Below are 14537 nucleotides of genomic sequence, written 5' to 3' on the forward strand. Positions count from 1 at the left end.
CGGAGCCCCGGGACCCCGAGCGGGGGTCCCGGGGCTCCGGCCCGCCCGGTGACCGGGCAGGATGAAGAAAACCTCATGTGCGTTTCATCGGGTCTTCGCCCGGTCCGGGCATGCTCGGGGAGTATGAGACCACCATGGGTGTTGCCGTCGGCGGTGGCCGCCGTCGCGGCCGTGCTGCTCGCCGGGGCGGGCCTCGCCTGGAGCACGCAGTCCGGGGGCGCCGATCCGTCGCCCCCCGGCGAGGTCGTCGTGGGCGAGTCCCCCGGCGCCGTACCGGACCCGGAGGTGTCCGCCGGGGGTGAGGGCGTCGTGGCGCCGCCGCCGCCGGTGACCGACCGCCCGTCCGGCCGGCCCGGGGAGGAGGCTTCCGCGCCGCCCGCCGGGGAGACCCAGCCGCCCCCCGCTCCCACCGCCTGCACGGGCGGGGACGACGGGGACGACGACGATGACGACGACTGCGATGACGACGACGGGGACGACGATGACGACTGACGGACCCGAGTCCCCGACACAGGACCTGGGCACCGCGTCGCACGGGCGCCGCTCCCCGGGCGACACCTCTCTCTTCCCGACCATGGTGCTGCGCGACGCGGCCGCACGGCCCCACCCGCAGCGGCGGATCCTGCCCGCCCGGCTCCTCATCATGGCCTGGGTGGTCCTGCTGATGGCCCTCACCCTGGCCCTGGTCGTGCTCGTCACCTGGAGCGCGCTGAGCGGCGGGGTGGGCGACCGGGCCGACCGGGCGCTCACCCAGGAGATCGGCGAGTTCCAGGAGTTCGCCGGGACCGGGCGCGACCCGGAGACCGGCCAGGCGTTCACCGACGTGTCCTCGCTCATGGAGGTCCACCTGGAGCGGCAGTACCCCGACGGGGCCGAGATCCTGTTCGGCTGGGTCGACGGGACGGGCACCGGCGGCGGTGGCGGTGGCGCGCCCGGCGGCGGCTCCGCCGGGGACACCGGGCCGACCGAGGAGCCCGGCCGCATCCGCCAGGGCCAGGAGCCCCCCTTCGACGTGTCCGCCGACCCCGCCCTGGTGGCCGGGGTCCTCGACGACCCCGCGGGCCGCGGGGTCCTGGACACCCCGGCCGGCCCCATGGAGTGGTCCAAGATCCGCGTGCTCCCGCCGGACGGCGACGGGGCGACGGGCTGGTTCGTCACCGGTTACTTCACCGACCCCGACCAGGCCGCCGTCGCCGAGACCGTGCGGACGATCGCGCTGGTGAGCCTGGTGGGCCTGGTCGCCGCCGGTGCGGCCGCGTGGTGGGTGGCCGGGCGCATCCTCGCCCCGGTGCGGCTGGTGCGCCAGACCGCGGCGGAGATCACCGAGGAGGACCTGACCCGGCGCATCGAGGTGTCCGGGCGCGACGACATCGCCGCGCTGGCCCAGCAGTTCAACAGCATGCTGGACCGGCTGGAGGGCGCGTTCATCGAGCAGCGCAGGTTCGTCGACGACGCCGGGCACGAGCTGCGCACCCCCATCACCATCGTGCGCGGGCACCTGGAGCTGATGGGCGACGACCCGCGGGAGCGCCGCGAGGTGGTCCGCCTGGTCACCGACGAACTCGACCGCATGGGCCGCATCGTCGAGGACCTGCTGCTGCTCGCCAAGTCCCAGCAGCCCGACTTCGTGCGGCCCGAGCCCGTGTCCCTGGCCGAGCTGACCAGCGACATCGACGCCCACGTGCGCCGGCTCGGCGACCGCGACTGGAGGCTGGAGGCCGTGGCCGAGGGCGAGTGGCGGCTCGACGCGCAGCGCGTCACCCAGGCGGTGGTGCAGCTGGCCGCCAACGCGGTGCGCTACTCCGAGCCCGGGACCCAGGTCCGGATCGGATCGGTGGTCCAGGGCCCCGACGTGCTGTTCTGGGTCACCGACCAGGGCGCCGGGATCGCCGCCGAGGAGCAGGGGCGGATCTTCGGGCGCTTCTCCCGCGGCGGGGCCGCCCGCGCCGGCGGGGGCGGCGCCGGCCTCGGCCTGGCGATCGTCCGGGCCATCGCGGAGGCGCACCGCGGGCGGGTGGACCTGCGTTCGGAACCCGGCCGGGGGTCCACGTTCACCCTGGTCGTCCCCCGGGGAAGGGAGCAGATGTGAGCCGCATCCTCATCGTGGAGGACGAGGAGAGGATCGCCTCGTTCATCCGCAAGGGTCTGACCGCGGGCGGGTTCACCACGACCGTGGTGGGCACCGGCGCGGAGGCGGTGGACTACGCGGTCACCGGCGGGTTCGACCTCATGCTCCTGGACCTGGGCCTGCCCGACACCGACGGGTTCGACGTGCTGCGGCGGGTGCGCTCGCTGGGCGTGGAGATCCCGGTGGTGATCCTGACCGCGCGCGACGGGGTGCGGGACACGGTGACGGGGCTGGAGATCGGGGCGGACGACTACGTCACCAAGCCGTTCAGGTTCGAGGAGCTGCTGGCCCGGGTGCGGCTGCGGATGCGCCGCGAGCGGACGGGCGAGACGACCGTGCTCCAGGCCGGGGGCCTGGCGCTGGACCTGCGCACCCGCAGGGTGGCGGTGGACGGCGACACGGTGGACCTGACCGCGCGGGAGTTCGCGCTGCTGGAGCTGCTGATGCGGCACCCGGGCCAGGTGCTGAGCAGGCAGCAGATGCTCTCGCACGTGTGGGGCTACGACTACGACCCGGGGTCGAACGTGGTGGACGTGTTCGTGCGGGCGCTGCGGCGCAAGGTGGGGGCCGGGCGGATCGTCACGGTGCGGGGCATGGGGTACCGGCTGGCGGACTGAGGGACGCGCGGGCCGCCGGGGGCCGGGTGGGCGGGGGCCGTCCACCCGGCCCCCGGCACGCCGGGCGGACGGCGGGCGGCGGGGCGGTGGCCCCGGGATGAGGATTCCCTCATACGGCGCTCATGGCCGCCTCACCCGGGCCGCACACGATGGTCACCATGTTCTGGTTCGCGCTGGCGATCGACCTGATCGCGATCTCCCTGCTGTCGTACGTCCTCTACTTCCGCCGCCACGGCCGGCGGGACCTGCTGCTCGCCTACGTGGCGCTCAACACCGGCATCTTCGCCGTGGTGTCGATGATGACCGGGCAGGAGGTGGCGCTGGCGGTCGGGTTCGGCCTGTTCGGCGTGCTGTCGATCCTGCGGCTGCGCTCGGACCTCATCAGCCAGGGGGAGATCGGGTACTACTTCACGGCCATCGCCCTGGGGCTGATCAACGCGGTGGCGATCTCGGCGCCGTGGGTGCTGCTCGGGCTCAACGCGCTGCTGCTGACCGTGATGTACGTGGGCGACCACCCCCGGCTGCTGTCCCGGCACGAGCGGCGGATGCTCACCCTGGACGCGATCCACGAGGACCCGGTGGCGCTGCGGCAGGACCTGTCGGCGCGGCTGCGGGCGCAGGTCACCCGGGTGGACGTGATCGAGGTCGACTACGTGCGGGACCTGATGGTGGTGGACGTGCGGTTCCGCGTCCCGGCGCCGACCGCGCCGCCCGCCCGCAGCGGCACGGCGGCCCGGTGGGAGGGCCGGTGAGCACGGACGCGCCGCGGGACCCGGCCCTGGAGGCGCTGCCCGCGCTGTCCCTGGAGGAGATCAACGCGCGGGCCGCCCTGGTCACCCGGACCTGCCGCAAGTACCTGGTTCCGGAGGAGGCGGTGGCCGGGCTGTTCCCCCCGTCCCGGTTCGGGGTGCTCACCATCGGCGGGCGGACGTCCTTTCGGTACTCCTCGACCTACCTGGACACCCCGGACCTGCGGTGCTTCCGGGACCACCGGCAGGGGCGGCGGCTGCGGTACAAGGTGCGGGTGCGGACCTACGAGGACACCGGGACGCGGATGTTCGAGGTCAAGCTCAAGGGGGCGCGCGGGATCACCGACAAGGTGCGGGTGGAGCACGACGGCGCGCCCGACCGGCTCACCCCGGCCGCCCGGCGGTTCCTCGACGACAGCCTCGTCTCGTACGGCATCGAGCCGCCGGACGTGCTGGTCGCGAGCGCCGTCACCGACTACCGGCGGGCGACCGCGGTGGCGCTGTCCGGGGAGGAGCGGGTCACCGTGGACACGGACCTGGTGGGGCGGCGCGGCGGGTGGTCGATCGCCATGCGGCCGGGCACGGCGCTGCTGGAGGTCAAGACGCGCGGCGGGCTCACCGCGACGGAGCGGCGGCTGCACTCCCTGGGGTACCGCGAGGTGGCGTTCACCAAGTACGCGTCCACCCTGGCGGCGCTGGAGCCGGGGTTCCGGGGCAACAAGTGGCACCGGGCGATGGGCGACTGCCTGGACCACCCGGTGCTGGAGCGCAGCGCCGCCTGAGGGCCGCGAACGGGGGGGTCGGGGACCGATGTTTCACGTGAAACCCGGGACCCGATCCTTCGAAAATCGGACAGAAGCGCACGGACCGCAGCCGGCGGGGCCGTGAGCGGCGGCGGTCGGCCCGGCCGGGGCGCCGTCGGCGGGCGGCCCCCGGACCTGCGGACGGGCGGTGCCGTGCCCGGGCCGTTGCTGCGGAAGGGGGCCGCCGCCCCGTATCCGAAGCGGGGCGGTGGCCCGCGCCGACCGCCCCTTCCCGCTACAAGAGGGGAGGATCGACGCTCCGATCCTCCCCCTCCGCACGGTTCCGCGCCACCCCCGCCCGGTGCCCCGGTCCGGTTTACGGTCGCCCCTAATCCGTCGGCGACAGGTCCACCCGCCGCAGCAACTGCGCGTTGAGCGCCACGATGACCGTGGACAGGCTCATCAGCACCGCGCCCACCGCGGGAGCCGGCACGATCCCGACCGGTGCCAGCACACCCGCCGCCAGCGGCACCGCGAGCACGTTGTACCCGGCGGCCCAGGCCAGGTTCTGGAGCATCTTGCGGTAGCTCGCCCGCGACAGCCTGCGCACCGCCACGACGCCCCGCGGGTCGTCCGAGGCCAGCACCACGCCCGCCGACTCGATGGCCACGTCCGTACCCGCCCCGATGGCGATGCCGACATCGGCCCTGGCCAGTGCAGGGGCGTCGTTGACCCCGTCCCCGACCATGGCGACCGTGCGCCCGCGCTCCTGGAGGTCGCGCACCACCGCGTCCTTCTGGTCCGGGAGGACCTGTGCGAACACCTCGTCCAGCCCGAGGTCCGCGGCGACCGCGTCGGCCACGTTGCGGGCGTCGCCGGTGACCATCGCCACCGCGATCCCCTGCTCCCGGAGCCGCCGGACGGCCGCCCGGGACTCGGGCCGCACCTCGTCGGCCAGGGCCAGCGCCCCCGCGACCGCGTCCCCCGCGACCACGTGCAGCACCGTGGCGCCGCGCCCGCGCCAGGCCCGGGTGCGCTCCTCCAGCTCCGGGGGCTCGGCCAGCCCCAGGGACTCCAGCAGCGCGGGGCCGCCCACGTGCACGGTCTCCCCGTCCACCTCGGCCCGTACCCCGCGGCCGGTCAGCGACCGGAAGCCGGCGGCGGCGGGCACCCCGCCCGCCTCCCGCGCGGCGCGGACGACGGCCCTGGCCAGCGGGTGCTCGGAGTCGGCCTCGGCCGCCCCCGCCAGGGCCAGGACCCGGGCGGCGTCCCCGCCGGGAACGGCGGCGTGGTCGGTGAGGGCCGGGGCGCCCCGGGTCAGCGTGCCGGTCTTGTCGAACAGCACGGTGTCCACCAGGCGGGTGCGCTCCAGCGCCAGCCGGTCCTTGACGAGGATGCCGTTGCGCGCCGACAGCGCCGTGGAGATCGCGATGACCAGCGGGATCGCCAGCCCCAGCGCGTGGGGGCAGGCGATGACCAGCACCGTCACGGTGCGTTCGACGGCCTCGGTGGGCTCGCCCAGCACCGACCAGGCGGCGGCGGTGAGCACCGCGGCGGTCAGCGCGAACCAGAACAGCAGGCCCGCGGCGCGGTCGGCCAGGACCTGGGAGCGCGAGGTGGAGGCCTGCGCCTCGGCCACCAGCCGCCGGATGCCCGCCAGCGTGGTGTCCTCGCCGACGGCGTCCACCCGGACGCGGACGGCCGAGTCGGTGGCCACCGTCCCGGCGACCACGCGGTCGCCCTCGCCCCGGGTGACGGTGCGGGACTCCCCGGTGATCATGGACTCGTCCACGGCCGCCGCGCCCCGCACGACGGTGCCGTCGGCGGGCACCCTGCCGCCGGAGCGGACCAGCACGACGTCGCCGGCGCCCAGGTCGGAGACGGCCGCCTCCTCGGTCCCGCCGTCGCCGCCCACCCGCTCGGCGCGGTCCGGCAGCAGCGCGGCCAGCGCCTCCAGCGCGCCGGAGGCCTGGCCCAGGGCGCGCATCTCCAGCCAGTGGCCGAGCAGCATGACCACGACCAGCAGGACCAGCTCCCACCAGAAGTCGAGTGCCGCGCCGACCACGCCGAGGGTGGCGAGCAGGCTGGCGCCGAAGGCGACGGTGATGGCCATCGCGACCAGGGTCATCATCCCGGGCCTGCGGCCCCTCAGCTCGCCCGCGACCCCGGCCAGGAAGGGCCACCCGCCGTAGAGGTAGACCACGGTGCCCAGCACCGGCGGAATCCAGGCGAGGAGGTCGGGCACGTGGTAGCCCAGCCACCCGGAGACCATGTGGCTGGTGAAGACGACGGGGAGGCTGAGCAGCAGACTCCACCAGAAGCGTGTCCGGAACATGGCCGCGTGGTCACCGTGTCCGCCACCGTGACCGGAGTGGTCGGAGTGGCTGGAGTGGTCTCCGTGCCCTGAGTGACTGGAGCGGCCCCCGCCGTCGCCGTGTCCCCCGTGGGCCTCCCCACGTCCGTCGCCGTGACCGGCGCGGCCGGAGTGACTCCCCCGCCCGGGACGACCCCCGTGGGCCTCTTCGCGTGCACCGTCACCGCGCCCGGAGTGTCCGGCGTGGCCGGAGTGCTCAGAGCGGCTGGAGCGATCCCCGCCGTCGCCGTGCCCCCGGCCGGACTCCTCGCCTCCTCCGCCGCCGCGGGCCCGGCTCCCGTCGTCCGCCGGGACCCCGGGCGGAGCGGCGTGACCGTCGCGGTGCCGCCCGCCACCGGGGCGGCGGTCGTCGTGGTCGTGTTCGCTCATGTCCCTCTCCTTCCCTCCCGGAACATACCCCCAAGGGGTATCCCATGGGCGGATCAACGCGCCGTGCGGCCCCCACCCCTTCAAGGAACATACCCCCCTGGGGTATTCCCGCAAGGGGAGGAGATCCGGCTCGTCCGCACCGGACACGAAAAAAAAGGGGGCGCGGGCCCTGTCGGACCGCGCCCCCTGGAAGCCTCAGGAGGCCGCCGCCTCGTCGTCCTCCCGCCCGTACCAGGGCCACCACTCGACGGTGCGCCCGTGCGGGAACATCCGGTCCAGCCGGATCGTCAGCCGCAGCGCGAACCCGCCCGCGATCATCCCGGCCACCAGGTCCGAGAACCAGTGGAAGTGCAGGTAGATCGACACCGCGGACTGGAGCAGCGCGATCGCGACGATGGTGTACCCCAGCCGCCGGATGATGTGCGGGCGGGCCGCCCCGAAGCTGACGATCAGGTACAGCACCAGGCCGTAGATGAGGATCGCGTTGGACCCGTGCCCCGAGGGGAACGCCACGTTCCCCGCGCCCGCGAAGAAGTCCGGGTCGTAGTGCTTGGCGTGCCCGCGGTTGATCGCCAGCTTCATGATCGAGACCATCGACATGATGCCGACCACGCCCACCGCGCTCAGGACGATCGGTCGCCAGCTCCTGTGCCAGTAGGCCAGCTGGAGCGAGACCACCCCCAGCACCGGCAGGGCCACGTAACGGGAGGCCACGTTGTCGGGCCAGTGGATCAGCGGCTCGCGCAGCACCTCGAAGTAGGGCCGGTGGAACTCGTTGAGGAAGTTGTCCAGCGGGTGCAGCGGCCCGGCGGCGAGCATCGTCACCACGATGAGCGCGACGGCGAGGATGATCGCGATGCGGTCCGAGGCCAGACCCCACGCGATCTCGCTCACGCTGGGCCACTTGACCGCGCGGACCACGGGGAGCCCCGGGGTGAGCGGGGCGTCGCGCACGACGGGGATGGAGCCGCTGTAGGGCCCCGCCACCGGAGTGGTCCTCTTTTCCCTGTCGTGCGTCGTGGTCACGTGTCTCGCCCTCGGATGCCTGGTCCATGAAGAGTGCGTCATGTGCTCAGTGCTGTCTCACATGTTGTGGGCTCGCCTGTGGCACTGGCCGGGGGACGGGCTAGCCGCGGATTGCCGGAAACGGGATTCCCCGGATCCTCGGTGTCTACGGTCGGCGGGACTCCTGCCCCGCCCTTCCTTCGACGACCGAACCTTCGGGCCGGTTCACGGGGTTCCGTGAACGCCGCCCCCGGACAGGTCCGGTGTGCGAGGACCGCAGAGAGGTCGTCTGCGATTCGTCGTCTGCTCCTGCGGTGCCCCCGCACCGCCTCATGTACCGAGCGCGGTCCAAAGCGCTCTTGGTCGGTTCCTTACCGTCGCGTGCGTCACGTGCGCTCGGCGTGGTGTGAACATTGCCGACAGACGAGCCTACCTGGACACTTCCCCCCGTTGGTGGTCCCGGTGGCCAAGTGTGACGCTTCCACCTCGGACTTTGCCGCGAACCCGGATACTGGACGCGGGCGGTTCACCGCCGTGCGACACGTTCGTGAGCTTTCCGTTAGCGGTTCGAGTCCGCCCGGCGGGGCGGATGCGCGCGTGTGGCAATCTTCAAGGAGTTCCCAGTCGACGAGTGGAGCGGACGCGGTGCGCGCGGTCCGCGGAAGGAAAGGGCCCTGGATGGTCGACCTGCCGAGGTTGCCGGATGATCCCTCGAAGCTGGCGCGCGAGCCGCTGCGGGAGCAGATCCGGCAGGTCCTGGTCGAGGGCCTGCTGTCCGGCCGCTGGCAGCCGGGCGAGCGCATCGTCGAGCGCCGGATCGCCACGGAGCTGCGGGTCAGCCAGGCGCCGGTGCGCGAGGCGCTGCGCGAGCTGGAGACGCTGCGGCTGATCGAGACGGTCCCCAACAAGGGCGCCCGGGTGCGCGACTTCGGCGTCCGGGACATGGCCGAGATCTACCCGGTGCGCGCCGGACTGGAGCTGGTGGCCGCCGAACTGGCGGCCCCGCGGCTGCGCGCGGACCCGGCGCCGCTGGAGCGCGAGGTGGACCTGCTCAAGCGCGCGACCGCCGAGGGCGACGTGTCCGGGCAGATCAGGCACAGCGTGGAGTTCCACCGGGAGGTCGTGCGGGCCGCCGACAACAGCGTGCTGCTGCACACCTGGGAGTCGCTGGGGGTGGAGGTGTGGACGGCCCTGTCGGTGCGCTGGCTGAACATGGAGCTGCACGCCAAGGCCGCCGACCACGACCAGATCACCAAGGCGTTCCGCGAGGGGGACTCCCAGGTGGGGCGGATGCTGAGCGACCACGTGCTGAACTACGTCGAGGCCGCGCTGCGCTCGAACGAAAGCGTGCACTGACCTTCGGGAACGCGTCCCTCCCGCGTCCGACTCGGGGGTTTGCGCCCGATGACCTGCCCTCTCGCGCCAAGGTCCCGGTATCTACCGTAAAGTCTTATTGATCGATCATCGATCAGACCGTAGAGTGTGGCGCGACGCACGTCACAGTGAACATCGGCCCTTACGGGCATCCGGAATCGTTCATCCGGCCGGTGAACGAACCCGGGGACCCCTCGCGGCGCCCCTGCTCCGCCCATGCTTAGCGCGGAGGAGACCGGGAAGCATGCGATGAGGGGTCCGGTGACAACCGCATACGAGACCCCGCGAGTCTTCCGCGCCAGGGGGAGCACCGAGCCACGCTCCCCAGGACGCACCCCGACAGCCACAGGAGCGCCGCCGCCGTTGAGCCCGGTGGCGGCGCATGCCGGAGCCGCGCCCGACAGCGCGACCCCGGCGGGCCCCTCGCACCGCGGCCCACAGGCCGTGGCGCCGGGCCTCTCGTACGTAGAAAGGCACACCATGGCTGACACCACGGCCAAGCCGAAGGGCGCCGCCGCCCGGTCCTCCGGGACCCGCCGCCGCGCTCGCAAGAACACCTCCGCTGGCCTCGGCGACGAGAAGCCCGAGTCCCTTCTCGACTACTACCGCCGGATGCTCTTCATCCGCCGCTTCGAGGAGCGCACCGCCCAGGCCTACACGCAGGCCCGGATCGGCGGCTACTGTCACCTCAACCTGGGCGAGGAGGCCACCGTCGTCGGCCTGCTCGACGCGATGCGCCAGGACGACTACCTCTTCACGAACTACCGCGACCACGGGTACGCGATCGAGAAGGGCATGGACCCCAAGAGGGTCATGGCCGAGCTCTACGGGCGCTCCGACGGCGTCTCCAAGGGCTGGGGCGGGTCGATGCACATGTACGACACCGAGACCCGCATGCTCGGCGGCTACGGCATCGTCGGCGGGCAGCTCCCGCTGGCCACCGGCGCCGCGCTGGCGATCTCCTACCGCGGCGGCGACGAGGTCGTCGTCTGCCAGATGGGCGACGGCACCACCAACATCGGCGCCTGGCACGAGTCGCTCAACATCGCCAAGCTGTGGAACCTGCCCGTCGTCTTCGTGGTGATCAACAACTTCACCGGCATGGGCACCACCGTCGACATGTCCTCCGCCGAGCCCGAGCTGCACAAGCGCGGCTCCGCCTTCCGCATCGAGGGCGTGCGCGTGGACGGCCGCGACGTGCTCGCGGTCCGCGACACCGCGGCCGAGCTGGTCGAGCGGGCCCGCACGGAGCAGACCCCGTTCCTGCTGGAGGCGTGGAGCCACCGGCAGAAGGGCCACTCCGTCGTGGACCCCGCCAAGTACCGCACCGAGGAGCAGTGGGAGGAGGCCCGGGCCGACGAGAACGACCCGATCGCCCTCTTCGACGCGAAGCTGACCGAGGCCGGCGTCCTCACCGACGAGCTGCGCGAGGAGATCGCGGCGTCGGTCAAGGCCGAGGTCGCCGAGGCCGCGGACTTCGCCGAGAACAGCCCGCTGCCGGACGTGTCGACCCTCTTCGACTACACGTACGCCACCCCGGTCCCGAACGAGTCGCGGCGCATGCCGGCCGACCCGGTGTTCGCAGAGTAGAGAAGGACGACGACACATGTCTGTGATCACCTACCGCCAGGCGCTCCGCGACACGCTGCGCGCCGAGATGGTCCGCGACGAGAACGTCCTCGTCATGGGCGAGGAGATCGGCGTCTTCGAGGGGTCCTACAAAATCACCGAGGGCCTGCTCAAGGAGTTCGGCCCGCGCCGGGTCAAGGACACCCCCATCGCCGAGGAGGGGTTCGTCGGCGCCGCGATCGGCGCGGCCATGCTGGGCCTGCGCCCGGTCGTGGAGCTGATGACCATCAACTTCTCGCTCATCGCGATCGACCAGATCATCAACCACGCCGCCAAGATCTACGGCATGTTCGGCGGCCAGACCAGCGTGCCCATGGTCATCCGCACGCCGGGCGGCGGCGGCCAGCAGCTCGGCGCGACGCACTCGCAGAACATCGAGCTGTTCTACTCCTTCATCCCGGGCCTGAAGGTGCTCGCCCCGAGCACCCCCGCGGAGGCCTCCGCGATGCTGCGCGCGGCCATCCGCGACGACGACCCGGTGCTGTTCCTGGAGAACCTGGGCCTGTACAACTCCAAGGGCGAGGTCCCCGAGGACTACGCCCAGCCGGAGAACGACAACGTGGCGACCATCGGTCGCGCCGCCGTCACCCGCGAGGGCTCCGACATCACCCTCATCGGCTACTCCCGGATGGCCACGGTCGCCACCCGGGTCGCCGAGAAGCTCGCCGAGGAGGACATCAGCGTCGAGGTCGTCGACCTGCGCAGCCTCCGCCCCCTGGACCGCCAGACCTTCGTGGACTCGGTCAAGAAGACCGGCGCGGCCGTCGTCTGCGAGGACGACTGGCTCACCTACGGGATCGGCGCGGAGATCGCCGCGTCCATCCAGGAGGGCGCCTTCGACTACCTGGACGCCCCCGTGCGGCGGGTGGCCATGGCCGAGGTGCCGATGCCCTACGCCAAGCCTCTCGAAACCGCGGCCCTGCCGTCCATCGAGTCGATCAGCACCGCCATCAAGGAGACCCTGAGCGCCGTCGGCAAGCGGGTCGGGTAGAGGGAGTTCCAGTCCATGAGCGAGATCTACATGCCGCGCCTCTCCGACACCATGGAGGAAGGCGTGATCAGCACCTGGGTCAAGAAGGTGGGTGACAAGGTCGCCTCCGGCGACGTCCTGGTCGAGATCGAGACCGACAAGGCCGTCATGGAGTACGAGGCCTACGAGGACGGCTTCCTGGTGAAGCAGTCGGTGGCCGAGGGCGAGACGGTGCAGATCGGCGCCGTCATCGGCGTGATCGGCGACTCCCCGGACGCGGTCCCCGACGACTCCGGGGCCCCCGCGGCCGAGGAGAAGGCGCAGGAGGAGGCCCCCGCCCAGGAGAAGGCGGCGGCCGAGGAGCCCGCCGCCCCGGCGCAGGAGGAGGCCCCGGCCCCGGCCGCGGCGTCGTCCAATGAGGGCGAGCGCCCGCGCACCTCCCCGCTGGCCCGCCGCCTGGCCAAGGAGTACGGCCTGGACATCAACGGCATCAAGGGCTCCGGCCCGCGCGGCCGGATCGTCCGCGCCGACATCGAGGCCGCCGCCAAGGAGGGCACGGGCTCCGCTCCCGCCGCCCAGGCCCAGGCGTCCGCGGCCCAGTCCGCTCCGGCCGCCGCCCCGGCGTCGCAGGCCCCGTCGTTCGACGACGGCCGCGACTCCGAGGAGGTGCCGATCGGCAACATCCGCAAGGTGATCGCGCGGCGCCTGACCGAGAGCAAGCAGCAGGTCCCGCACTTCTACCTGCGCCGGACCATCGACGCCGAGGCGCTGAAGGCGTTCCGCGGGCAGATCAACGCGCAGCTGGCGAGCACGGGCGCGAAGATCAGCTTCAACGACCTCATCGTCAAGGCCAGCGCCACGGCGCTGAAGCTGCACCCGGCCGTCAACTCCTCGTGGGTGGACGGGAAGCTGCTCAAGCACGGGCGGATCAACGTCGGCGTGGCCGTCGCGGTCGACACCGGGCTGGTGGTGCCGGTGCTGCACGACACCGACAAGGCGACCCTGTCGGAGATCTCCGGCCGCACCCGCGACCTGGCGGGCAAGGCGCGCGACGGCAAGCTCAAGCCGCAGGAGATGAGCGGCGGCACGTTCAGCGTGTCCAACCTGGGCATGTTCGGCGTGGACAGCTTCTCCGCCGTGATCAACCCGCCGGAGGCGGCGATCCTGGCGGTCGGCGCGATGCGCCAGGAGGCCGTGGTGGTGGACGGCGAGGTCGCCGTGCGCAACCGGATCTCCCTGGAGCTGTCGGTGGACCACCGCGCGGTCGACGGCGCCGTGGGCGCCGCGTTCCTCAAGGACCTCGCGGAGATCCTGGAAGAGCCGATGCGGATCCTCCTGTAACAGCGCGGAGCACGCGAGCGCTGCGAGCGCGCACGCCCCGGCCGGGGGTCTCCCCGGCCGGGGCGTTCGTGTCGCCGGTACCGGCGGTGCTGTGGGTACTGAGGGTGCTGCGGGCGCGAGTGCTGTCCGTGTTGTCGGAGTCGACAGGATTCGTCCACAGGCTGTGGACAGAGCGCGCCGCCGCTACAGGAGCAGTCCGGCGGCGTGACCGATCACCACCCCGGCCGCCAGCACCGTCCCGTAGGCCAGCGCCGACCACCCGCGCCGGCGGCGCCTGCGGAGCGGGGCCCGGTGGCGACCGCGCGGCGGGGGCGGAGGGGGTTGCGCGGTGTCGGCTTCGTGCTTTCGGCGTTCCTCGGCCAGGCCCATCCACGCGGGGAGGACGCCGTGCTCGGTCCGGTAGGCGACCCTGGGGTTGCCCGCCAACTGGCGGAGAAGGCGCTGCTCACGGGTCATCCGTGCGGGGTTCGGGGCGGGGGCCGGGGCGAAGGCCCGGGTCCGGGTCCGGGAGAAGCGGTGGCCCCGGGGTGCGTCCAGCACCGACCGGACGTGCTCCTGGACGGCGGTCACCGCCCGTCGCCGTTCGGGGGGAGGGGGAACTCGGCCCAGACCGCCGTGCCCAGGCCGGAGCAGAACGGGAGGGGGACGATCGGGTAGGAGCCCCAGGCGCGGGCGAGCGCGGCGACCATCAGCAGGCCCCGGCCGCGTTCGGCGGTCAGCCACTCCTGCGGGGTGCGGTCGAGCGGGATCTCGGGCGAGGACTCGCGGGCCCCGTCGTCCACGACGGTCAGGCGGAGCACACCCGGTTCCGAGACGAAGAGCGCGCGCAGCACGCGGCCGTCCGGGTCGCCGGAGCGGGTGTGCTCGACGGCGTTGGCGGCGATCTCGCTCGCGCACAGGACGGCGGCCTCCACCAGGTCTTCGGGGAACCCGGCCAGGTCGGCGCGCAGGTCCGCGCGCACGGTGCCCGTGTGGGCGAGGTCGCCGGGGTAGATACGGGCCCGCCAGCGGGCAGGACTCACGTGCGGCACAATGGCCATGTCGACAACTTTCTTTATTGGTTGGTTTGCTTGTCGGCCTGCTCCGGGGGTGTTCTCAGCACCCGCCGGAGCTTTCTCGTGGTCAGCCCGAGTGCTGGGCGACCCGCTGCGCCGGGAGCGGGGTGAGGGCGGGGTCGCTCCCGTTCCCCCTGGTGATCGCCCGCTGTTCCGGCCCCGGCTTGAGCGATTCCGCGGTGG

General features: G+C 73.0%; 13 protein-coding genes. 9 read left to right on the top strand and 4 right to left on the bottom strand.

Features of this window, described 5'->3' with window-relative positions:
- Positions 1 to 123 precede the first annotated feature (123 nt).
- The 5 genes from BUE45_RS21790 (at position 124) to BUE45_RS21810 (ending at position 4276) form a co-directional block, all read left to right on the top strand.
- The gene (locus BUE45_RS21790; protein WP_073381254.1) at positions 124 to 492 is read left to right on the top strand and encodes a hypothetical protein; all 369 of its coding nucleotides are present in this window, start codon (positions 124 to 126) and stop codon (positions 490 to 492) included.
- A complete protein-coding gene (locus BUE45_RS21795; protein ID WP_073381255.1) occupies positions 482 to 2089 on the top strand; it encodes a sensor histidine kinase in 1608 nt (535 codons plus the stop codon). Before BUE45_RS21790 ends, BUE45_RS21795 begins: the two co-directional genes overlap by 11 nt.
- Entirely contained in the window at positions 2086 to 2745 is a 660-nt protein-coding gene (locus tag BUE45_RS21800; RefSeq protein ID WP_073381256.1) for a response regulator transcription factor, read from the top strand. Before BUE45_RS21795 ends, BUE45_RS21800 begins: the two co-directional genes overlap by 4 nt.
- A gap of 158 nt (positions 2746 to 2903) precedes the next feature.
- Complete coding sequence (locus BUE45_RS21805) at positions 2904 to 3497, top strand: DUF4956 domain-containing protein (protein ID WP_073381340.1); 594 nt, start codon at positions 2904 to 2906, stop codon at positions 3495 to 3497.
- A complete protein-coding gene (locus tag BUE45_RS21810) occupies positions 3494 to 4276 on the top strand; it encodes a polyphosphate polymerase domain-containing protein (RefSeq protein WP_342746033.1) in 783 nt (260 codons plus the stop codon). The genes BUE45_RS21805 and BUE45_RS21810 overlap by 4 nt, the downstream gene beginning before the upstream one ends.
- Before the next feature lie 349 nt (positions 4277 to 4625).
- Here the strand turns inward: BUE45_RS21810 and BUE45_RS21815 are convergent, their stop codons facing one another.
- Together BUE45_RS21815 and BUE45_RS21820 are read right to left on the bottom strand one after the other, a co-directional pair.
- Complete coding sequence (locus tag BUE45_RS21815) at positions 4626 to 6572, bottom strand: heavy metal translocating P-type ATPase (RefSeq protein WP_073381258.1); 1947 nt, start codon at positions 6570 to 6572, stop codon at positions 4626 to 4628.
- 603 nt (positions 6573 to 7175) lie between these two features.
- Positions 7176 to 7934, bottom strand: coding sequence for a phosphatase PAP2 family protein (locus tag BUE45_RS21820; RefSeq protein ID WP_394328541.1), 759 nt, complete (start codon positions 7932 to 7934; stop codon positions 7176 to 7178).
- Positions 7935 to 8663: 729 nt separating this feature from the next.
- Here BUE45_RS21820 and BUE45_RS21825 point away from each other — a divergent pair.
- The 4 genes from BUE45_RS21825 to BUE45_RS21840 all read left to right on the top strand — a co-directional run bounded on the left by BUE45_RS21825 (position 8664) and on the right by BUE45_RS21840 (position 13299).
- On the top strand, positions 8664 to 9341 hold the full coding sequence (locus BUE45_RS21825) for a GntR family transcriptional regulator (RefSeq protein WP_073381260.1): 678 nt from the start codon (positions 8664 to 8666) through the stop codon (positions 9339 to 9341).
- Positions 9342 to 9839: 498 nt separating this feature from the next.
- Complete coding sequence (gene pdhA / locus BUE45_RS21830; RefSeq protein ID WP_073381261.1) at positions 9840 to 10949, top strand: pyruvate dehydrogenase (acetyl-transferring) E1 component subunit alpha; 1110 nt, start codon at positions 9840 to 9842, stop codon at positions 10947 to 10949.
- Positions 10950 to 10965: 16 nt separating this feature from the next.
- Positions 10966 to 11979 carry an alpha-ketoacid dehydrogenase subunit beta gene (locus BUE45_RS21835; RefSeq protein WP_073381262.1) on the top strand — a complete coding sequence of 338 codons (1014 nt, stop codon included), beginning with the start codon at positions 10966 to 10968 and terminating at the stop codon, positions 11977 to 11979.
- Between the two features lie 15 nt (positions 11980 to 11994).
- A complete protein-coding gene (locus BUE45_RS21840) occupies positions 11995 to 13299 on the top strand; it encodes a dihydrolipoamide acetyltransferase family protein (protein ID WP_073381263.1) in 1305 nt (434 codons plus the stop codon).
- A gap of 183 nt (positions 13300 to 13482) precedes the next feature.
- Here BUE45_RS21840 and BUE45_RS21845 read toward each other — a convergent pair whose 3' ends face one another.
- Both BUE45_RS21845 and BUE45_RS21850 read right to left on the bottom strand, forming a co-directional pair.
- A complete protein-coding gene (locus tag BUE45_RS21845; protein ID WP_073381264.1) occupies positions 13483 to 13869 on the bottom strand; it encodes a hypothetical protein in 387 nt (128 codons plus the stop codon).
- Positions 13866 to 14339, bottom strand: coding sequence for an ATP-binding protein (locus BUE45_RS21850; protein ID WP_073381265.1), 474 nt, complete (start codon positions 14337 to 14339; stop codon positions 13866 to 13868). The genes BUE45_RS21845 and BUE45_RS21850 overlap by 4 nt, the downstream gene beginning before the upstream one ends.
- Positions 14340 to 14537 lie beyond the last annotated feature (198 nt).

It is taken from the genome of Nocardiopsis flavescens (assembly GCF_900141985.1).
GTDB lineage: Bacteria > Actinomycetota > Actinomycetes > Streptosporangiales > Streptosporangiaceae > Nocardiopsis > Nocardiopsis flavescens.